Here is a 20,728-nt window from a genome sequence, read left to right on the forward strand (position 1 = left end):
GGACAGGCCGGTTATCAGGCCTTCGGCAAGCCCAGCGCTTGACCCATCTGCACTGGCGACAGCGCACCGAGGCCTTCAGCCCATTTCACCTGGTCCGGGCCGAACAGCACCACGGCGGTCGAACCCAGCTTGAAGCGCCCCAATTCCGCCCCTTTTTCCAGGTGGATCGGCGCACGGGCGGCTTCGTCGTAGCGGAAGGTTTTCAGTTCACGCTTGGGCGGAGTGACCAGGCCTGCCCAGACGGTTTCGATCGAGGCAACAATCATTGCCCCGACCAGCACAACGGCCATCGGCCCGCGCTCGGTGTCGAAAATGCATGCGACGCGCTCGTTGCGAGCGAACAGCTCCGGCACGTTTTCAGCAGTCGTCTGGTTGACGGAGAAAATGCGGCCCGGGATATAGACCATCTCACGCAAGGTGCCGGCCAGGGGCATATGCACGCGGTGATAGTCTTTCGGCGACAGGTAGATGGTGGCGAAGTCGCCGCCCATGAACGGTGCAGCGTTGGCCGCATCGCCACCGAGCAATTCCAGCACGCTGAAACTGTGGCCCTTGGCCTGGAAAACGCGACCATGCTCGATCGGGCCAAGCTGGCTGACTGCGCCATCGGCCGGGCTCAGGATCGCCCCCGGCGTTTCGTCCAGAGGGCGCGCGCCCTCTTTCAAGGCGCGGGTGAAGAACGCATTGAAATGTTCATAGGCAGTCAGGTCTTCGACCAGCGCCTGGGACATGTCCACCTGGTAGCGCTTGGCGAACCAGGCGGTGAAGGCATTCTTGAACCAGCGCACACGGCATTCGGCAATGCAGCCGGCCAGTCGCGAGAGCAAGTGATGAGGCAGCAGGTATTGGCTGAGGATAAACAGACGCTTGTTCATTAACTGTCCTTAAAAACCTTAGATCTCTACGGGGGTGTCGGGATGGTTGCCCCATTCGCCCCAGGAGCCGGCGTAACCCTTGACCCGCGGATAACCGAGCGCCTTGGCCACCAGATAAGTGAAGCCAGAGCGATGGTGTGTCTGGCAGTGAGTAATAACTTCTTTGTCCGGGGTTATCCCCAGTTGTTCCAGGATTTGCGGCATGTCTGTACGGATGCGCAGGTTGCGCGCCTGATCCATGCCGGCGGTCCATTCAAAATTGATCGCTCCGGGAATGTGTCCGGCCTTGGCAGCCAGGACCTTCTCGCCGGAATACTCCTGCGGGGCGCGCGCGTCCCAAATGGCCAGGTCGGCGGCGCCAATCCGGCTTTGCAGGTACTCTCGGGTGGCCGTGGGTTCGTCGTGCAAGGTCAGGCTTACCGGGCCTCCCGCCGAAGCCGGGACCTCGGTCGAGACCGGCAGGCCATCCGCCAGCCAGGAAAGCAGGCCGCCATCCAGATAGTGGTAGTGCTTGTGGCCGATGACGTCGAGCAGCCAGATGAAGCGTCCGGCCCAGCCGCCGCCTTCGTCGTCATACACCACGTACACCGCATCCTTGTGGTGGCCCAGTTCGCCGAACAGCGCTTCAAGTGCAGCGAGTGGCGGGATCAGGCCCGGAGCGGGTAGCTGGCCGAGTTGCGTGCGCTTGGGGTCGACAAAGCGCGCGCCAGGAATATGCCCTTGGGCGTAGCGGGCACTGCTGGTGAGGTCCACCAGGATCAGATTGCACGCGTCGAGACGGGCGAGCAGGTCGCCGGGTTCGATGACCAGCGCCAAGCCAGAGAAGTCAGACATGTGAGGTCTCCAGAGCACAAAAAGGGGGATTGTAACGCAGCCTCATTGGCCACGGTGGCTAAAGCTGTGCAGCGCCTTCTCGATGCACTGCGCGGTTTTGCCGAAGGCTTGTACGGTGATATCCGAGAACGGTCCACCACCCTGGTCCGCCACCACCAGCATGATCACCCGGCCATTATTGACCAGTGAACGCAGCAGCAAATGCTCGCCGCCAAACAGCGTGCGCAGGCTGGCCGGGAGCAATGCGGAAAATTGTGCGTTATTTTCCGGGGTTAGGCGCACCTGGGCCTGCTGGGCGAGCAGGCGTTGCAGCACGGTGCTCTGGCTGACCAGCAAATTCAGGCTGGCGGCGTCCTTGGGCAGTCCGGCGCTCTGATGCACGCGTAAATTGGCGTGAGTGCGATCAGCCATCAGGATCAGCACCCGGCGCATGCCGCAGGCAACCAGGGCATCCCTGGCGGACGTGGTCAGGTGCATCGCATTGGCAAAGCGGCTCGGCTCCACCAGCAACTCGGCACACACCTTGCGCCACTTGGCCAGGTCTTGCGCAGTCGGTGGCGGGGTCGGCTGCGAGCCTGCCTGCTGGCGCGGGGTGTCCCAGGGCCAGATCAGTGAGACCGCCGGGTGCCAGAGGTCCGGCATGGCATGGTAGCGGGCGCTGTTGGCAGCCTGCTGGTGCAATTGCTGCTGTACCTCGTCCATCGAAACTTGCAGGTACAGGCTGGTCAGGTGCTGCCAGCGTCTGCTGTGGGGGCTGTCCCAGGCTTGTTGTGCCGACAGCGCCAGGCCATTGGCCAGTAGTACGGTGTTGGCAGGTTGATTGAGCCAGCGACGCAGGGTCGGGTCGTCATCCAGGCGATTCTGCTGGCGCAACGGGTGGTCGCTGTCGCGGGCAATGCGCAGCACCTTGACCAGTTCGCGCTGTTCCTTGAGCAACAGGCGGTAACCCTGCTGCACCCAGATCGGCAGGCGCCACAGATCGACCAGGGCCTGGCAAATGTCCAGCAAACGCAAGCCGAACAACTGTTGTTCGACCTTGCGTGCGGATTCACCTCTGTGAATCACGCGCCGTTCCCACTCTTCGAGCAACTGCGGGTAGATCAGCGCCATCGGCCATAGTGGTGACAGAAACAGCAGGCTACCCCAATGGATGTCCTGCCAGAGCCGGGCCAGGCGGCTGGCGAAAAAGCCGTTGGCCTGCTGGGTCGCGTGCTGGCTGATCAGCTGCAACTGGCGCAAGGTCGCGGGGATTTGCATCTGGGGCAGCGTCGGCAGGCGGGCGAGCAGTTCTTCAGTGCGTTTGAGGCCGAGACGATTGATCGCCACTTCCAGGTTTTCCGCCGGTTCGCCAAGGCCGCTGCGCACCTGCCGATTGGCTTCACGAATCACGCTCAGCGCCAGGGCCGGGCTGCCCTGGATCAGTTCGGCGATGTCACGCAGTGAGCTGCGGCTGTTGCGAATCGCCTGGCATACCCGGTCATGGCTGGCCTGCGGTACGGGCAGCCGGACGCTGTCGAGAAGCTTGATCCAGCCTTCGAGCGTCGTTGGTTTTGGGGTTGGAACGTTCGTTTCATTAGCCATGGATGGACGTGATCATCGTCTGCATTACCTGCGCGCTGAATGAGCCAAAGTGGCTTTTCGCCTGAACGGGCTATAGTCTGGCGCAGTTTTGCCGATAAGTAGAAGAAGAGATTGTTTAACTTCCGAATATGACCTTGAACCCGACTCAGTAAGTGCTCTCCTACCTATGGCTAAAATAATCGGCATCATTGTCGTATTCGCGAGCGTGCTCGGCGGATACGTGCTATCCCACGGAAAAATTGCCGCCCTGATCCAGCCTTTCGAGGTAATGATCATCGGCGGTGCGGCGCTCGGCGCCTTCCTGCAGGCCAATCCCGGCTACATGACGATGCACGTGCTCAAGAAATCCCTGAGCATGTTCGGATCGCGTTTCAGTCACGCCTTCTACCTCGAAGTGCTGGGCCTGATCTTCGAAATCCTCAACAAGAGCCGCCGTGAAGGCATGATGGCCATCGAAGGCGACATCGAAGATGCGGCGGCGAGCCCGATCTTCGCCAAGTACCCGACTGTGCTCAAAGATGAGCGCATGACCGCTTTCATCTGTGATTACCTGCGCATCATGTCCTCCGGGAACATGGCTCCCCATGAGCTTGAAGGCCTGTTCGACATGGAGCTCTACAGCCTCAAGGAAGACCTCGAGCACCCATCCCACGCAGTCAACGGCATCGCCGACGCCATGCCGGGTTTCGGTATCGTGGCTGCGGTACTGGGTATCGTGGTGACCATGGCTTCCCTGGGTGAAGGCGACCAGAAAGCGATCGGCATGCACGTCGGCGCGGCACTGGTGGGGACCTTCTTCGGTATCCTCGCGGCCTACGGTTTCTTCGGCCCGCTGGCCACTTCCCTGGCCCACGATGCCAAGGAAGAGTTGAACGTCTACGAAGCCATCAAGGCTTCGCTGGTCGCCTCGGCCTCCGGCATGCCGCCGTCGCTGGCGGTGGAGTTCGGGCGCAAGGTCCTTTACCCGGCGCACCGTCCAAGCTTCTCCGAGCTGGAACAAGCGGTTCGCGGACGCTGAGTCATGGAAAACAACCAGCCGATAATCATCAAGCGCGTCAAGCGCATAGCCGGCGGGCATCACGGCGGCGCCTGGAAAATCGCCTTCGCCGACTTCGCGACGGCGATGATGGCGTTCTTCCTGGTGTTGTGGCTGATGTCCACGGCAACGCCTGAGCAGAAGATCGCCATCGCCGGCTACTTCAAGGACCCTATCGGGTTCTCCGAAAGTGGCACGCCCTACATCATTGATCTGGGCGGCTCGCCGACCCTGGCGCCGGAGAACACGCTCAATCCTGAGGTCAAGTCCCAGCCGCAGCCGGACAAGGTGACCATTGATACCGAACAGGTCGAAGGCATGGCCGAACAGGTCGAGAAAGAGCGCCTGGAACTGTTGCTGCAAGAGTTGCAGAACAAGGTCGACGAGAACCCGCAGCTGCAGAAATTCAAGGACCAGATCCTGTTCGAGATCACCCCGAACGGCTTGCGTATCCAGATCATGGACGCGGAAAACCGGCCGATGTTCGACTCGGGCAGCGCCCGGCTCAAGCCTTACTTCGAAGACATCCTGCTGGCCATGGCCGATACCATCAAGGCGGTACCGAACAAGATCAGCATCAGTGGCCACACCGATGCCACGCCGTACACCGGCAGCGGCGAGTTTGGTAACTGGGAACTCTCGGCCAACCGCGCCAACGCCGCACGACGTGCACTGGTAGCGGGCAGTTATCCTGAATCGCAGGTGGCGCGGGTGGTCGGTTATGCATCTTCGGCCTTGTTTGACCGGGTCAACCCGGTCAATCCGGTCAATCGCCGTATCGACATAGTGGTCTTGACCAAAAAGGCCCAGGAAGCCATTGAAGGGGCGCAAGGTGCTGATCCTTCGGGGGCGCTGCCCCAGGGGCAGGGCGCGCCGGGGGAAGTCCCGGCCACTCCGGTTGATCCAGATGCCTTGCCGGCCGACCAGCAGCCGATACCGGCGCATGAGATTCGCGAGCGGTTGAATCTGTTCGAGGATGCGGCGCCGAAACCGGGCGGGCCGGCGCAATAGGCGTGGGCAAGCCCTGCAGAAACATCTGACGTCTAATGGTTTCAGGTTTCAGGTTTCAGGCAGGCAGCAGCGAGCCCACCCCCTCGGTATCGAGGGGGCAGGGCAGCTGTTTAGTAGGTGCTTTCCGGCAGACTGGCGATGATCGAGCGGTAGCTGTTCATCCGTTGCTGCTGCACGCGGCCATCTTCCAGGGCCTTGAGCAGGGCACAACCCGGTTCGCGGTCGTGTTTGCAGTCGCGGAAGCGGCAGGTGCCGATCAGGTCGTTGAACTCGATGAAGCCGGCCTCGACATCGGCACGGCTTACGTGGCCCAGGCCGAATTCACGGATGCCCGGGGAGTCGATCAGCTCACCGCCGCCGGGGAAGTGGAACAGGCGCGCGGTGGTGGTGGTGTGAGTACCCTGGCCGGAGAGCTCGGACAGCGGGCCGACACGGGTGTCGACTTCCGGCAGCAGGCTGTTGACCAGCGAGGACTTACCGACGCCGGACTGGCCGACGAACACGCTGATGCGCCCATCGAGCTGTTGCTGAAGCTGCTCCATGCCATTGCCGTGGTGCGCAGAGACTTCCAGCACCGGATAACCCAGGGTGCGGTAGACCGCCAGCAGGGCATTCAGCGCCGGGGCATTCTGCTCGTCGATCAGGTCGAACTTGTTGAGCAGCAGCAGCGGGCGAATACCCGCATGCTCGGCGGCGACCAGGTAACGGTCGATCAGGTTGGCGTGAGGCTCGGGCAGCGGAGCGAAGACAATCACGATCATGTCGACGTTGGCCGCCACCGGCTTGAGCTGGCCACGGCTGTCCGGGCGACAGAGCTCGGTGTTGCGCGGCAATTGCGCGACGATTACGCCGATGCCCTGGTTGCCGGCACGCCAGACGACCCGATCACCGGTTACCAGCGCAGGCAAGTTGGCCCGCAAGTGGCAGCGGAATACCTGGCCGGCCAAATCGCCATCGAGCGCCTCGACTTCGACCTGTACACCGAAGTGCGCGATCACCAGGCCGGTCTGTTCCGGGCCCAGGTCGCCACCTTCGAGTGCCTCGACAGCCGAGGACTCGCGTTTGGCGGCGCGGGCAGCGCGCTCGCCCTGAATCTTTTCGATGCGCCAGTTTTGACGACGATTGAGTTGGCGTTTGGCCATGGGTGTTCCGTATCAAGAATGCAGCGATTAGTTAAAACGGCCGCGAGTTTAGCACGCCCAGCCACCTCTCTAAGCTAAACTGCGCAGCATTGCCTAGGAGCCGACACATGCAAAACCCGCAGAATTTGATCTGGATCGACCTGGAAATGACCGGTCTGAACCCTGATACCGACGTCATCATCGAGATGGCCACCATCGTCACCGACAGTGATTTGAACACCTTGGCCGAAGGTCCGGTGATCGCTATCCACCACAGCGATGAAATTCTCGCCGGCATGGATGAGTGGAATACCCGTCAGCATGGCGGCTCAGGCTTGACTCAACGGGTTCGCGACAGCCGCATCAGTATGGCTGAAGCCGAAGCCGAGACCATTGCCTTCCTGGAGAAGTGGGTGCCCAAGGGCAAGTCGCCGATCTGTGGGAACAGCATCTGTCAGGACCGTCGCTTCCTCTATACGCACATGAAATCCCTGGAAAGCTATTTCCACTACCGCAACCTCGACGTGTCGACGCTCAAGGAACTGGCCGCGCGCTGGGCGCCCGAGGTGCGTGACAGCTTCCAGAAGGGCAGCACCCATCTGGCCCTGGATGACATCCGCGAATCCATCGCCGAGCTGCAGCATTATCGCAAGCACTTCATCAAGTTCTGATTGCGGACTACGTCCCCTGTGTAAGAGCTGCCGAAGGCTGCGATCTGTTGATCTTGAAAAGTCAAAAAATCGCAGCCTGCGGCGGCTCCTAAGGGGGATTGCACCGCACTTGCCCTCTTTTGGTGCCTCGGCGAAGTGAGTAGACTGCGCGCCTTCCTGCAAGGACCGCCACCATGTTGCTGATGCTCTACCTGATCGCCATCACCGCCGAAGCCATGACCGGCGCCCTGTCTGCCGGGCGTCGCGGCATGGACTGGTTTGGCGTGGTGCTGATCGCCTGCGTCACGGCCCTGGGCGGTGGATCGGTGCGCGATGTGCTGCTGGGGCATTACCCGCTGACCTGGGTCAAACACCCGGAATACCTGGTACTGACCTCGTTCGCAGCCATGTTCACCATCTTTGCGGCACGCTGGATGCGCCACTTGCGCTCATTGTTCCTGGTGCTGGACGCCGTGGGTCTGGTGGCTTTCACCCTGATCGGCTGCATGACCGCCCTGGAAATGGGCCATGGCATGTTGGTGGCTTCTGTCAGCGGAGTGATCACCGGCGTGTTCGGCGGCATCCTGCGGGACATCTTCTGCAACGATATACCGCTGATCTTCCGCCGCGAGCTATACGCCAGCGTCTCGTTCGCCGCAGCCTGGTGCTACATGTTGTGCATTTACCTGCAAATGCCCGGCGAGCAGGCCATCCTGGTGACGTTGTTTGGCGGGTTCCTGCTGCGTTTGCTGGCGATTCGATTCCACTGGGAAATGCCCAAGTTCGTCTATAACGACGAAGCCTGACATCGCACGGTCCCTGTAGGAGCAGCCGCAGGCTGCGATCTTTTGACTTTGATTTTTTTAGATCAAAAGATCGCAGCCTGCGGCAGCTCCTACGTAAGTCCGTGTTGTTTCAGGGCCCATTCAACATGTTCGCGCACCAGCTCCGACGGATACTCGCGCCGAGCCTTCAACGCCTCCAGTACCGGAATACTCGACGGTGCATTCCCCAGCCCCACCGCCAGATTGCGCAGCCAACGCTCATAACCCGCCCGGCGTAGCGGCGAGCCTTCAGTGCTGCCGAGAAATTTTTCTTCATCCCACATGAACAGCTCGGCCAGTTCAGCGTTGTCCAGATTGTGCCGCGGCTTGAAATCGCTTTCGCCCGATGGTCGGGCAAAACGGTTCCATGGACAGACCATCTGGCAGTCGTCGCAGCCGAACACCCGATTGCCGATCAGCGGCCGGAGTTCTTCGGGAATCGCGCTTTTGAGTTCGATGGTCAGGTAGGAAATGCAGCGGCGGGCATCCAGCACATAGGGACCCACGAAGGCATTGGTAGGGCAGATGTCCAGGCAAGCGGTGCAGCGGCCGCAATGCTCGGTGGCGTGGGGCGGGTCTTCCGGCAGCGGCAGGTCGACGAACAGCTCGCTGAGAAAGAAGTAGCTGCCGGCTTTGCGGTTCAACACCAGGGTGTTCTTGCCAATCCAGCCTAGGCCGGCCTTTTCGGCGATCGCTTTCTCGAGCACCGGAGCGCTGTCGACGAAAGCGCGATAGCCGAAGGGGCCAATGACCGCCTGAATTTTTTCTGCCAGCTGTTGCACACGTTTACGGATCAATTTGTGGTAATCGCGGCCCAACGCATAGCGCGAGACATAAGCTTTTTCAGGTTGTGCCAGGCGCTTGGCCATCTCGGTTTCACCCGGCAGGTAGTCCATGCGCAGGGAAACCACTCGAAGGGTGCCGGGTACCAGCTGTTCCGGGTGCGAGCGTTTACTGCCGTGGGCGCCCATGTATTCCATTTCGCCGTGGTAGCCGGCTGCCAGCCAGCGCTCCAGGTGCTGCTCATGCTCGGCCAGGTCGAGGCCGCTGATGCCGACTTGCTGAAAGCCCAGCTCGCGGCCCCAGTCCTTGATGGATTGGGCGAGGGCGGGCAGGTCTGTAGTAATAGCGGGCATGAGGCGAGAGAAACCGGAGCTGAGGTGCGTATAATTCTGCCAGACATCGGAGCCCGAAGACGCATGCCGCACACTAAAGATGAATTACCCGACGCGCTGTACAGCGCCGCGCAAGTCCGTGGGCTTGATGCGAGCCTGATTGCGGCAGGCACGCCAGGCTTCGAATTGATGCAGCGCGCGGCGCGGGCAACCTGGCGCGCGCTGGTGCGCCAATGGCCGGCGGCGAACGAACTGAGCGTGCTGGCGGGGCATGGTAACAATGCCGGTGACGGCTATCTGGTTGCCGTGCTAGCCCGGCGCGCGGGATGGTCGGTGCGAGTGCTGGCTGTTGCTGACCCCCAGCGCCTGCAGGGTGATGCGGCGCGGGCTTATGCCGAAGCCGTTGCCGAACAGGTCGTCATTGAGGCCTGGGATGCGCAGTCGTGCTTGCGTGGCATCGTGCTGGACGCCTTGCTGGGCACCGGGCTGAGCGGCGAAGTACGTGAACCCTATGCCAGTGCAATCGCCGCCATCAATTGCAGCGACCTGCCAGTGGTCGCAGTGGATATTCCTTCAGGCCTGTGTGCCGATACCGGGCGCATCCTTGGCTGCGCCGTGCGTGCCGACCTGACGGTGACGTTCATTGGCCTGAAACTGGGGCTATTCACCGGCGATGCGGCGGATCAAGTAGGAGCGTTGGTATTCAACGATCTGCAGGCGGATCCGCAGCTGCTGGGGCGGGCGCCTGTCAGCGCTCGTCGCCTGGGCACTGGCAATCTGCCTCGCCTGGCACCCAGGGCGCCGGCGTCACATAAAGGTAAATTTGGCCATGTGTTGCTTATCGGCGGTGATCGGGGCTTCGGCGGCGCTATTCTCCTGAGTGCGCAAAGCGCCCTGCGCAGTGGTGCGGGCATGGTCTCCGTGGCGACTCGTAGCGAACACGTGCCCGCCGCTTTGGCCAGGATTCCAGAAGCCATGGTGCTGGGAACTTCCTCCGCGAACCAGCTGATGGGGATACTGGAAAAGGTCTCTGTGCTGGTCGTCGGCCCAGGCTTGGGTCGCGACGCCTGGGGACGCAGCCTGTTGTCGGCCGCTGCCAACGCACCGCTGCCGCAAGTCTGGGACGCCGATGCACTGAACCTGCTGTCCGAGGCGCACGTCAGCTTGCCCAAAGGCTGCATCATTACTCCGCACCCGGGGGAGGCCGCGCGCTTGCTGGGCATGTCGACGGCCGAGGTCCAGGCGGACCGCCCAGCTGCTGCCCGCGCGTTGAGCAAAAAATATACAGCTGTCGTCGTTCTCAAAGGCGCCGGCAGCTTGATCGCCAGCCCGGATGGCCGCCTGGCGCTGTGTCATCAAGGCCATCCGGCGATGGCTACCGCCGGCTTGGGCGATGTACTGGCAGGATTGGTCGGTGCGTTGCTGGCCCAGGGCATGGACGCGTACGACGCGGCCTGCCTGGGTGTATGGCTGCATGCCAATGCTGGTGCGCAAGAAGGTAAATCGGGCCGTGGGCTGGCGGCCAGTGATCTGATCCCGGCCATTCGTCAGTTGTTGGAGGAGCAAGCACCGTGTCTGAAGTAAACCTGTACCTGGCTGATGAAGAAGCGATGAGCGCATTTGGCGAGCGCATTGCACGAACCACTGGCGGGCATGGTCTGATTTTTCTCGAGGGCGATCTGGGGGCAGGCAAGACCACGCTGTCACGGGGAATCATTCGGGGGCTGGGGCATGTTGGCGCGGTAAAAAGTCCGACCTTCACTTTGGTGGAGCCTTACGAGATCGGCGAGGTCCGGGCTTTCCATTTCGACCTCTACAGGCTGGTCGATCCGGAAGAGCTGGAGTACCTGGGGATACGGGATTATTTCGAAGATGACGCGTTGTGTCTTATTGAATGGCCCGAAAAGGGTGCAGGCTTTTTGCCAAAGCCCGACCTGACCATTACCATTAGCCCGCAACACAGCGGCCGTTCGCTGAAAATTTTGTCCCAAGGCTCGCGTGGCGAGTCCTGGTGTGCCGCTTTGGCATTGGAATTCAATTAAATGATGGGGTCAGGTATGCGCTTTCGCGCGATGGTAGCTGCCGTAGGATTTTTGCTTTTGGCGGTAACCGTCAACGCTGTGGCCGAATCGAAGGTCAACAGCGTTCGCTTGTGGCGAGCGCCGGACAACACAAGGCTGGTGTTCGACCTGTCTGGGCCAGTGCAACACAGTGTCTTCACGTTGACAGCGCCGGATCGACTGGTCATTGACATCAATGGCGCGTCCCTTGGTGCACCATTGAGTGTCAATTCGGCGAATACGCCGATCACCGCCATGCGCTCGGCCCAGCGTACGCCGACCGACCTGCGGGTGGTCATCGACCTGAAGAAGGCCGTGACTCCCAAGAGCTTTACCCTGGCGCCGAACGCCCAGTACGGCAATCGCCTGGTGGTCGACCTGTTCGACGACGCTGCCGATGCCGCGCCTATTCCCGCGCCGACCAACGTCGCCAAGGTGGCGCCGGTACCGGTCACGCCAATCGATCCGCCGGTCAAGTTGCCGCCAGCCCCGGCTGGCAAGCGGGAAATCATCGTGGTCATCGATGCCGGGCACGGTGGCGAAGACCCGGGCGCCTCGGGCTCCCGCGGCCAACGTGAAAAAGACGTGGTACTGGCCATCGCCCGGGAGCTGCAGCGTCAGGTCAATGGCATGAAAGGCTTCCGCGCCGAACTGACACGCACCGGTGACTACTTCATCCCGCTGCGCGGCCGAACCGAAATTGCCCGCAAGAAAGGCGCCGACCTGTTCGTCTCGATCCATGCCGACGCGGCCCCATCGGCGGCGGCATTCGGCGCTTCGGTGTTTGCCCTGTCTGATCGCGGTGCCACTTCGGAGACAGCCCGTTGGCTGGCTGATAGCGAAAACCGTTCCGACCTGATCGGGGGCGCTGGCAATGTCAGCCTCGATGACAAGGACCGCATGCTCGCTGGCGTACTGCTCGACCTGTCGATGACCGCCTCCCTGACCTCCAGCCTGAACGTCGGCCAGAAAGTCCTGAGCAACATCGGTCGCGTCACTCCGCTGCACAAACAACGAGTGGAGCAGGCCGGGTTCATGGTGCTCAAGTCCCCGGATATCCCGTCGATCCTGGTGGAAACCGGGTTTATCTCCAATGCCAACGAAGCTTCGAAACTCGCCGCGGCGAGTCACCAGCAGGCGCTGGCCCGCTCCATCAGCAGCGGCGTACGCCAATTCTTCCAGCAGAACCCGCCGCCAGGCACCTACATCGCCTGGTTGCGTGATTCCGGTGGGATCGCCCAGGGGCCGCGTGATCACCGGGTTAACCCTGGCGAGACACTGGCGATGATTGCCGTGCGCTACCAGGTGTCCCCGGCCACTTTGCGCAGCGCGAACAACCTGAAAAGTGACGACCTCAAGGCCGGGCAACACCTGACCATTCCTGGCACCGAACTGGCGGCCAAGGAATGAGTGCAGTCGTCGGCAACGATGCTCGTATCGAACTGCTCAGCCCGCGCCTGGCGAACCAGATTGCTGCCGGCGAGGTGGTCGAGCGCCCGGCTTCGGTGATCAAGGAGTTGCTGGAGAACAGCCTCGACTCCGGCGCCAGGCGCATTGACGTCGATGTCGAGCTGGGCGGCATTAAACTGCTGCGAGTGCGTGACGATGGCCGTGGAATCTCGGCGGATGACCTGCCGCTGGCCCTGGCCCGCCACGCCACCAGCAAGATCCGTAACCTGGAAGACCTCGAACAGGTCATGAGCCTTGGGTTTCGTGGCGAGGCATTGGCGTCGATCAGTTCCGTGGCGCGCCTGACCCTGACCTCGCGCACCCGCGACGCCGATCAGGCCTGGCAGGTCGAGACCGAAGGCCGGGACATGGCGCCCCGCGTGCAACCGGCTGCTCACCCGGTGGGCACCTCGGTGGAAGTTCGCGACCTGTTTTTCAATACGCCGGCGCGACGCAAGTTTCTCAAGACCGAAAAAACCGAATTCGATCACCTGCAGGAAGTGATCAAGCGCCTGGCGCTGGCCCGCTTCGACGTGGCATTCCACCTGCGCCACAACGGCAAGACTATCCTCAGCCTGCATGAGGCGCACGATGATGCGGCCCGCGCCCGGCGCGTGGCGGCAATCTGTGGTGCGGGTTTCCTCGAGCAGGCCCTGCCGATCGAAATCGAGCGCAACGGCTTGCATCTGTGGGGTTGGGTGGGTTTGCCGACCTTCAACCGCAGCCAGGCCGACCTGCAGTATTTCTTCGTGAACGGCCGTGCGGTGCGCGACAAGCTGGTGGCTCACGCCGTGCGCCAGGCTTATCGCGACGTACTGTTCAATGGCCGGCACCCGACCTTCGTGCTGTTCTTCGAGGTCGATCCGGCGGGCGTTGACGTCAACGTGCACCCGACCAAACACGAAGTGCGCTTTCGCGATGGGCGCATGGTTCACGATTTTCTTTATGGCACGCTGCACCGCGCCCTGGGCGATGTGCGTCCGGACGATCATCTGGCAGCGCCTGTCGCCACGGCGATCGTGCGCCCCACCGGCATCGATGCCGGCGAGTTCGGCCCGCAGGGTGAAATGCGCCTGGCGGCCAACGCGCTGCTGGAGCAACCCCAGGCCCAGCCGACGTTCAATACGCCGGCGGGTTCGGGCGCGGGTGCCGGCTACCAGTATCAATACTCGCCACGGCCACAGTCCACAGTGCCGACAGCTGAAGCGCAGGCGGCCTACCGTGAGTTCTTTGCCCCGCTGCCCGAAGCCAACGCAGCCGCGCTGCCTGCCGGACAAGAAGACATTCCGCCGCTGGGCTACGCCCTGGCGCAGCTCAAGGGCATCTACATCCTCTCGGAAAACGCCCAGGGGCTGGTGCTGGTCGACATGCACGCCGCCCACGAGCGGATCATGTACGAGCGCCTCAAAATTGCCATGGCCAGCGAAGGCTTGAGTGGCCAGCCGCTGTTGGTGCCAGAGTCCCTGGCGGTCAGCCAGCGCGAAGCCGATTGCGCCGAGGAACACCAGGCCTGGTTCCAGCGCCTGGGGTTTGAGTTGCAGCGCCTGGGCCCGGAAACACTGGCCATCCGGCAGATACCGGCACTGCTCAAGCAGGCCGAGGCCAATCGCCTGGTCGGTGACGTGTTGGCGGACCTGATGGAATACGGCACCAGTGACCGCATCCAGGCTCATTTGAATGAATTGCTCGGCACCATGGCCTGCCATGGCGCCATCCGCGCCAACCGGCGCCTGGCATTGCCGGAAATGAACGGTCTGCTGCGTGACATGGAAAACACCGAGCGCAGCGGTCAATGCAATCATGGCCGACCGACCTGGACCCAACTGGGCCTGGACGATCTGGACAAACTGTTCTTGCGCGGTCGCTGATGAACCAGCTCCCTCCTGCGATTTTCCTCATGGGGCCGACCGCCGCCGGCAAGACCGACCTGGCCATCGAACTCAGCAAAGTGCTGCCGTGTGAGCTGATCAGCGTTGATTCGGCGCTGGTCTACCGCGGCATGGATATCGGCACTGCGAAGCCTTCCAGGGAGCTGCTGGCCGAATACCCGCACCGCCTGATCGATATTCTCGATCCGGCGCAGAGCTATTCAGCCGCCGATTTCCGCTGTGACGCGCTGGAGGCCATGGCCGAGATCACCGCCCGCGGCAAAATACCGCTGCTGGTGGGCGGCACAATGCTCTATTACAAGGCTTTGCTGGAAGGCCTGGCAGACATGCCCGCGGCCGACGCCGACGTTCGTGCGCAGATCGAGGAAGAGGCTGCGCGCCTGGGTTGGCAAGCCCTGCACGACCAGTTGGCGGTCATCGACCCGGAATCCGCAGCACGTATTCATCCGAACGATCCCCAGCGCCTTAGTCGAGCCTTGGAAGTTTACCGGGTGAGCGGTCAGAGCATGACTGCGCTACGCTTGCAACAATCTGCGCAAAGTACTGAAGCAGCCGCTTCGGGTCGGCAACAATTGCCCTATACTGTCGCGAACTTGGCCATTGCCCCGGCGAATCGCCAAGTACTGCACGAGCGAATTAAACAAAGATTCACATTAATGTTGGAACAGGGATTCATTGACGAGGTCGTAGCCCTGCGTAAACGAAGTGACCTGCATGCCGGGTTGCCCTCTATACGTGCAGTAGGCTACCGACAAGTCTGGGACTACCTGGATGGCAAGCTGACGCAAGCCGAGATGCAGGAGCGTGGAATTATTGCTACGCGCCAGTTGGCAAAGCGTCAGTTCACCTGGCTGCGCAGCTGGGCTGACTTACATTGGTTGGACAGCCTGGATTGCGACAATCTGCCGCGCGCCTTGAAATACCTGGGGACCATCTCCATATTGAGCTGAGTCCTTGCAATTGCCGTCTATCCTTGGGGGTGTGACGGCCACAAGCCATCTGTTTACCTATTTTTATTTTGAATCCTTAAAGGAGTGCGGCACATGTCAAAAGGGCATTCGCTACAAGACCCTTACCTGAATACTTTACGTAAAGAGAAAGTTGGGGTTTCCATCTACCTGGTCAACGGGATCAAACTGCAAGGCACGATCGAGTCTTTCGACCAGTTCGTTATCCTGCTGAAGAACACCGTGAGCCAGATGGTTTACAAGCACGCTATCTCGACAGTGGTGCCGGTTCGTCCAATTCGTCTGCCTAGCGCAACCGAATCCGAAGCGGGTGACGCTGAGCCAGGTAACGCCTGATAGGAGTCTCCTTTGTTCTTTGAGCGCCACGGTGGTGGTGAGCGAGTGATCCTCGTTCACTTGGATGGACAGGACCCTGAGGCGCGCGAAGATCCGCAGGAGTTTCAGGAGTTGGCTAATTCGGCCGGCGCCGAGACCGTTGCGTTTTTTAACGTGCCGCGTCATCGGCCAACCGCCAAATTCCTGATCGGCAGTGGCAAGGTCGAGGAACTGCGCGACCTGGTCCATGCCGAGAAGGCAGACCTGGTGATCTTCAATCACATCCTCACGCCGAGTCAGGAACGTAACCTCGAACGAGTTTTCGAGTGTCGCGTGATTGACCGCACCGGTCTGATTCTCGATATTTTCGCCCAGCGCGCCCGTACCCATGAAGGCAAGCTCCAGGTAGAACTGGCCCAGCTTGACCACATGAGCACCCGCCTGGTTCGTGGCTGGACTCACCTTGAACGTCAAGGTGGCGGTATCGGCATGCGTGGCCCGGGTGAAACCCAACTGGAAACCGACCGCCGTCTGCTGCGGGTTCGCCTGCGTCAGATCAAGGGCCGGTTGGCAAAAGTGCGCAGCCAGCGCGAGCAGTCGCGACGTGGCCGTACGCGCGCGGATATCCCTACCGTTTCCCTGGTGGGGTATACCAACGCCGGCAAGTCCACGCTCTTCAACAACGTGACGAAATCCGATGTGTATGCGGCTGACCAGCTGTTTGCCACCCTGGACCCGACCTTGCGCCGTCTGGAACTGGACGACCTGGGGCCGATCGTCCTGGCCGACACTGTGGGTTTCATTCGCCACTTGCCACACAAGCTTGTCGAGGCATTTCGGTCTACCCTCGAAGAGTCGAGCAACTCCGATCTGTTGTTGCACGTGATCGATGCGGCCGAGCCGGATCGCATGTTGCAGATCGAACAGGTGATGGTGGTGCTGGGCGAGATTGGTGCCCAGGACTTGCCGATCCTCGAGGTCTATAACAAACTCGATTTGCTTGAAGGCGTTGAGCCACAAATCCAGCGCGACGAAAACGGCAAGCCTCTACGGGTCTGGTTGTCGGCGCGTGATGGCAGTGGCCTGGAGTTGCTGGAGCAAGCCATTGCCGAGTTGCTGGGCAGTGAGCTGTTTGTGGGTACCTTGCGCTTGCCGCAACGATTCGCTCGACTGCGTGCGCAGTTTTTCGACCTCGGTGCGGTGCAGAAAGAAGAATACGACGAAGAAGGGGTCAGCTTGCTGGCCGTTCGATTGCCGCGCTCGGAGCTCAATCGGCTGGTCAGCCGTGAAGGCGTTGTGCCGACAGAGTTCATCGAGCAACACACTTTGCAATAAAAGCCTGAGAAAGCGGTTGTGCCGCAGTCGCAGGCATTCTGTAGCATTGGTCGGCGCGCCGTGGGTGCGTCTTTGCTTTATCAGATGGAGAGCGCTATGGCTTGGAATGAGCCGGGTGGCAACTCGAATAATCAGGATCCTTGGGGTGGCAAGCGCCGCAATAACGGCGACCGCAAGGGACCACCGGATCTCGACGAGGCCTTCCGAAAGCTGCAGGAAAGCCTGAACGGGTTGTTCGGTGGTGGTAAGAAACGTGGTGATGACGGCGGCGGTTCGGGCAAGAGTGGAGGCTTCGGCGGCATTCTTGGCGTCGTCCTCGTCGTGCTGGCGGCTGTCTGGCTGTACAGCGCGGTCTATGTCGTCGACGAGCAGGAGCAAGCCGTGGTGCTGCGCTTCGGCAAGTACTACGAAACGGTTGGCCCGGGCTTGAACATCTACTTCCCGCCAATCGATCGCAAGTACCTGGAAAACGTCACGCGTGAGCGTGCCTACACCAAGCAGGGTCAAATGCTGACTGAAGACGAGAACATCGTCGAAGTGCCGCTGACCGTGCAGTACAGGATCAGCAACCTGCAGGACTTCGTGCTGAGCGTCGATCAGCCGGAAATCAGCCTGCAGCACGCGACTGAAAGCGCCTTGCGCCATGTGGTGGGTTCCACCGCCATGGACCAGGTACTGACCGAAGGTCGTGAGTTGATGGCCAGCGAAATCAAGGAGCGCCTGCAACGCTTCATGGATACCTATCGCACCGGTATTACCATCACCCAGGTCAACGTACAGAGCGCAGCGGCACCGCGTGAAGTACAGGAAGCCTTCGATGATGTGATCCGTGCCCGTGAAGACGAGCAGCGTTCGCGCAACCAGGCTGAAACCTACGCCAACGGTGTCGTGCCGGAAGCCCGTGGTCAGGCCCAGCGCATCCTTGAAGATGCCAACGGCTACCGCGACGAAACCGTCTCGCGCGCCAAGGGTGAGGCAGATCGCTTCACCAAACTGGTCAGCGAGTATCGCAAGGCACCTGAAGTTACCCGCGAGCGTCTGTACCTGGACACCATGCAGGAAGTCTTCAGCAATACCAGCAAGGTTCTCGTGACCGGTAACAAGAATGGCCAGAGCAATCTGCTGTACTTGCCGCTGGACAAGATGATTGACAGTGGTCGCAGCACCAGCGCTCCGGTGACGGGCGCAGCAGCCACCAGCAATGAAGCGAATGCGCGTGCAGCAGCTGATCTGCAGCAACAGCAGACACGTACCAGGGAGAGTCGCTGATGAGCAATAAATCGCTGATCGCCCTTATTGTCGTGGTCGTCGTGGCGATCGCTGCCTGGAACTGCTTCTACATCGTGGCTCAGACCGAGCGTGCGGTGTTGCTGCAGTTCGGTCGCGTGGTCCAGGCTGACGTTCAGCCGGGCCTGCATGTGAAAGTGCCTTACGTTAACCAGGTGCGCAAATTCGACGCGCGCCTGATGACGCTGGATGCACCGACACAACGTTTCCTGACGCTGGAAAAGAAAGCCGTCATGGTCGATGCCTACGCCAAGTGGCGCGTGAAAGATGCCGAGCGCTTCTACACCGCTACATCCGGCCTCAAGCAGATCGCTGACGAGCGTCTGTCCCGTCGTCTGGAATCGGGCCTGCGTGACCAGTTTGGTAAGCGCACGTTGCACGAGGTTGTCTCGGGCGAGCGTGATGCGTTGATGTCTGACATCACCGCTTCGCTGAACAAGATGGCCGAAAAAGAGCTGGGCATCGAAGTTGTCGATGTTCGGGTCAAGGCCATCGACCTGCCGAAGGAAGTGAACCGCAGCGTATTCGAACGCATGAGTTCGGAGCGTGAGCGTGAAGCTCGCGAGCACCGCGCCAAAGGTAACGAACTGGCTGAAGGCATCCGTGCCGACGCCGATCGTCAGCGTCGAGTGCTGCTGGCTGAGGCCTATCGTGAATCTGAAGAGGTTCGCGGTGACGGCGACGCCCAGGCAGCGGCGATCTACTCCAAGGCCTACGGCCAGGACCAGGAGTTCTACGGTTTCTATCGTAGCCTGCGAGCCTACCGTGAAAGCTTCGCGAACAAATCCGACGTCATGGTCCTCGACCCAAGCAGCGACTTCTTCCGTTACCTGGAAAAAGCCAAGCCTTGATACGGCGTTGACCTGAATCATCCCCCGCCTGGCGGCTAAAGCCTCGGGCGGGGTGATCCTTTGGGAAAACGTGTGTATGATGCGGCAGCCGGGAAATTCCCGGCTTTTTTGCGTCTGCACGTTTGATTGCTGTTTTTATGCAGGCACCCGAGTTGAACGACTCGACAGGTTTTTCGAGGGAAATGGCAGGCGAAGCCGATTGCAGGCTTTTCGCCCTGTTGTTCATGCGCGCTGATTTGCGCATGAGCCGGCCATTTTCTGCTTCACTCAAGGCTCGCCCAACGGCTGGCCGCCCGGATCATAGGGGAATGGCGTAATGGCAACGGTAGACCGCTGGCTGCTGCCAGATGGCATCGAAGAAGTACTGCCACCGGAGGCAGCGCGCATTGAAGTAGCGCGCCGCCAGGTGTTGGATCTGTTCCAGAGCTGGGGTTACGAGTTTGTCGTGACTCCCCATATCGAGTACCTGGAATCCCTGCTGACCGGCGCGGGCCAGGACCTCGATCTGCGTACCTTCAAGGTCATCGACCCACAGTCGGGCCGGCAGATGGGCTTTCGTGCCGACATCACGCCGCAGGTGGCGCGCATCGACGCGCACACCCTGCGTCGCGAAGGCCCGAGCCGCCTGTGCTATGCCGGCAGCGTCCTGCACGCGCAGCCGCGCGCCTTGTCGTCCTCGCGCAGCCCGATTCAGCTGGGCGCCGAGCTGTACGGCGACGGTAGCCCGAGCAGCGACGTGGAAGTCATTAGCCTGATGCTGGCCATGCTGCAGCTGGCCGATGTGCCGGACGTGCACATGGACCTGGGGCATGTAGGCATTTACCGTGGCCTGGCGCGCGCCGCCGGTTTGTCCGGTGAAGTCGAGCAGCAGTTGTTCGACGCGCTGCAACGCAAGGCCATCGACGAGGTCATTACCTTGACCGAGGGCTTGCCTGCCGATTTGTCGGGCATGCTGCGGGCATTGGTCGACCTGTGCGGCGGGCGTGAAGTGCTGGAAGCGGCCCGTGAGCGCCTGGCTCATGCGCCGGCGCCGGTACTGGCTGCGCTGGACGACCTGCTGGCAATCGCCGAACGGCTGTCCGTACGCTTCCCGGAATTACCGCTGTACTTCGACCTGGGCGAATTGCGTGGTTACCACTACCACACCGGTGTGGTGTTTGCCGTGTTCGTGCCGGGTGTTGGCCAGTCCATCGCCCAGGGTGGTCGTTACGACGACATCGGCGCCGACTTCGGTCGTGCCCGCCCGGCCACCGGCTTCTCCACCGATTTGAAAACCCTGGTGACCCTGGGGCGTGCTGAAATCCAGCTACCGTCTGGCGGTATCTGGATGCCTGACAGTACGGATGCGGCACTCTGGCAGCAGGTTTGCCAGTTGCGCAGTGAGGGTCAGCGTGTCGTTCAGGCGTTGCCTGGGCAACCTTTGGCCGCCGCCCGTGAAGCGGACTGCGACCGGCAATTGATTCAGCAGAACGGGCTGTGGCAAGTATCGCCACTGGCTTCTTGAGTTTTCCTGTCGGCCCGTGGCCG

At 61.2% G+C, this 20,728-nt stretch carries 19 protein-coding genes; 14 read left to right on the plus strand and 5 right to left on the minus strand.

The genetic code is table 11. The annotated features are described in order from the left end of the window. Positions 1 to 14: 14 nt before the first annotated feature. The 3 genes from asd to AAEZ05_RS17890 are packed head-to-tail and all read right to left on the minus strand — an operon-like array spanning position 15 to position 3,290. Complete coding sequence (asd, locus tag AAEZ05_RS17880; RefSeq protein WP_045061852.1) at positions 15 to 875, minus strand: archaetidylserine decarboxylase; 861 nt, start codon at positions 873 to 875, stop codon at positions 15 to 17. Between the two features lie 18 nt (positions 876 to 893). After that, positions 894 to 1,709, minus strand: a complete 816-nt coding sequence (gene rhdA, locus AAEZ05_RS17885) for a thiosulfate sulfurtransferase (RefSeq protein WP_350648299.1) — start codon at positions 1,707 to 1,709, stop codon at positions 894 to 896. Between the two features lie 42 nt (positions 1,710 to 1,751). Continuing rightward, the gene (locus tag AAEZ05_RS17890) at positions 1,752 to 3,290 is read right to left on the minus strand and encodes an HDOD domain-containing protein (RefSeq protein WP_045061850.1); all 1,539 of its coding nucleotides are present in this window, start codon (positions 3,288 to 3,290) and stop codon (positions 1,752 to 1,754) included. 166 nt (positions 3,291 to 3,456) lie between these two features. Between AAEZ05_RS17890 and motA the strand changes: the two genes are divergently transcribed. Beyond that, a complete protein-coding gene (motA, locus tag AAEZ05_RS17895) occupies positions 3,457 to 4,308 on the plus strand; it encodes a flagellar motor stator protein MotA (RefSeq protein ID WP_045061849.1) in 852 nt (283 codons plus the stop codon). 3 nt (positions 4,309 to 4,311) lie between these two features. Next, the gene (motB, locus tag AAEZ05_RS17900) at positions 4,312 to 5,337 is read left to right on the plus strand and encodes a flagellar motor protein MotB (protein ID WP_205892011.1); all 1,026 of its coding nucleotides are present in this window, start codon (positions 4,312 to 4,314) and stop codon (positions 5,335 to 5,337) included. A gap of 110 nt (positions 5,338 to 5,447) precedes the next feature. Here the strand turns inward: motB and rsgA are convergent, their stop codons facing one another. Then, positions 5,448 to 6,479 carry a small ribosomal subunit biogenesis GTPase RsgA gene (gene rsgA / locus AAEZ05_RS17905; RefSeq protein ID WP_045061846.1) on the minus strand — a complete coding sequence of 344 codons (1,032 nt, stop codon included), beginning with the start codon at positions 6,477 to 6,479 and terminating at the stop codon, positions 5,448 to 5,450. 107 nt (positions 6,480 to 6,586) lie between these two features. Here rsgA and orn point away from each other — a divergent pair, with 107 nt between their 5' ends. Both orn and AAEZ05_RS17915 read left to right on the plus strand, forming a co-directional pair. Further along, on the plus strand, positions 6,587 to 7,129 hold the full coding sequence (gene orn / locus AAEZ05_RS17910) for an oligoribonuclease (RefSeq protein ID WP_045061845.1): 543 nt from the start codon (positions 6,587 to 6,589) through the stop codon (positions 7,127 to 7,129). A 173-nt stretch (positions 7,130 to 7,302) separates the two neighbouring features. Beyond that, complete coding sequence (locus AAEZ05_RS17915; protein WP_045061844.1) at positions 7,303 to 7,914, plus strand: trimeric intracellular cation channel family protein; 612 nt, start codon at positions 7,303 to 7,305, stop codon at positions 7,912 to 7,914. A gap of 89 nt (positions 7,915 to 8,003) precedes the next feature. On the opposite strand, the gene queG is transcribed toward AAEZ05_RS17915, so the two are convergent. Continuing rightward, positions 8,004 to 9,068, minus strand: a complete 1,065-nt coding sequence (gene queG, locus AAEZ05_RS17920) for a tRNA epoxyqueuosine(34) reductase QueG (protein WP_350648302.1) — start codon at positions 9,066 to 9,068, stop codon at positions 8,004 to 8,006. Between the two features lie 63 nt (positions 9,069 to 9,131). Between queG and AAEZ05_RS17925 the strand changes: the two genes are divergently transcribed. From AAEZ05_RS17925 to AAEZ05_RS17970, 10 genes are all read left to right on the plus strand, one after another. Beyond that, on the plus strand, positions 9,132 to 10,631 hold the full coding sequence (locus AAEZ05_RS17925) for an NAD(P)H-hydrate dehydratase (RefSeq protein WP_045061842.1): 1,500 nt from the start codon (positions 9,132 to 9,134) through the stop codon (positions 10,629 to 10,631). Continuing rightward, positions 10,619 to 11,089, plus strand: a complete 471-nt coding sequence (tsaE, locus tag AAEZ05_RS17930; RefSeq protein ID WP_045061841.1) for a tRNA (adenosine(37)-N6)-threonylcarbamoyltransferase complex ATPase subunit type 1 TsaE — start codon at positions 10,619 to 10,621, stop codon at positions 11,087 to 11,089. Before AAEZ05_RS17925 ends, tsaE begins: the two co-directional genes overlap by 13 nt. Then, entirely contained in the window at positions 11,090 to 12,517 is a 1,428-nt protein-coding gene (locus tag AAEZ05_RS17935; protein ID WP_045061840.1) for an N-acetylmuramoyl-L-alanine amidase, read from the plus strand. After that, positions 12,514 to 14,424: a DNA mismatch repair endonuclease MutL gene (gene mutL / locus AAEZ05_RS17940; RefSeq protein WP_045061839.1), complete on the plus strand. Its 1,911-nt coding sequence runs from the start codon at positions 12,514 to 12,516 to the stop codon at positions 14,422 to 14,424. Before AAEZ05_RS17935 ends, mutL begins: the two co-directional genes overlap by 4 nt. Next, complete coding sequence (gene miaA, locus AAEZ05_RS17945) at positions 14,424 to 15,395, plus strand: tRNA (adenosine(37)-N6)-dimethylallyltransferase MiaA (RefSeq protein ID WP_350648316.1); 972 nt, start codon at positions 14,424 to 14,426, stop codon at positions 15,393 to 15,395. The genes mutL and miaA overlap by 1 nt, the downstream gene beginning before the upstream one ends. A gap of 93 nt (positions 15,396 to 15,488) precedes the next feature. Further along, positions 15,489 to 15,749: an RNA chaperone Hfq gene (gene hfq / locus AAEZ05_RS17950; protein WP_007902656.1), complete on the plus strand. Its 261-nt coding sequence runs from the start codon at positions 15,489 to 15,491 to the stop codon at positions 15,747 to 15,749. Positions 15,750 to 15,761: 12 nt separating this feature from the next. Continuing rightward, positions 15,762 to 17,063: a ribosome rescue GTPase HflX gene (hflX, locus tag AAEZ05_RS17955; RefSeq protein ID WP_045061837.1), complete on the plus strand. Its 1,302-nt coding sequence runs from the start codon at positions 15,762 to 15,764 to the stop codon at positions 17,061 to 17,063. 96 nt (positions 17,064 to 17,159) lie between these two features. Next, entirely contained in the window at positions 17,160 to 18,332 is a 1,173-nt protein-coding gene (gene hflK / locus AAEZ05_RS17960; protein WP_350598108.1) for an FtsH protease activity modulator HflK, read from the plus strand. Continuing rightward, positions 18,332 to 19,201 (plus strand): protease modulator HflC, encoded by an 870-nt coding sequence (gene hflC / locus AAEZ05_RS17965; RefSeq protein WP_045061835.1) that lies wholly within the window; start codon positions 18,332 to 18,334, stop codon positions 19,199 to 19,201. Before hflK ends, hflC begins: the two co-directional genes overlap by 1 nt. A 316-nt stretch (positions 19,202 to 19,517) precedes the next feature. Then, the gene (locus AAEZ05_RS17970; RefSeq protein ID WP_205892007.1) at positions 19,518 to 20,705 is read left to right on the plus strand and encodes an ATP phosphoribosyltransferase regulatory subunit; all 1,188 of its coding nucleotides are present in this window, start codon (positions 19,518 to 19,520) and stop codon (positions 20,703 to 20,705) included. Positions 20,706 to 20,728 lie beyond the last annotated feature (23 nt).

This window comes from Pseudomonas sp. HY13-MNA-CIBAN-0226, from assembly GCF_040310305.1.
Lineage (GTDB): Bacteria > Pseudomonadota > Gammaproteobacteria > Pseudomonadales > Pseudomonadaceae > Aquipseudomonas > Aquipseudomonas gregormendelii.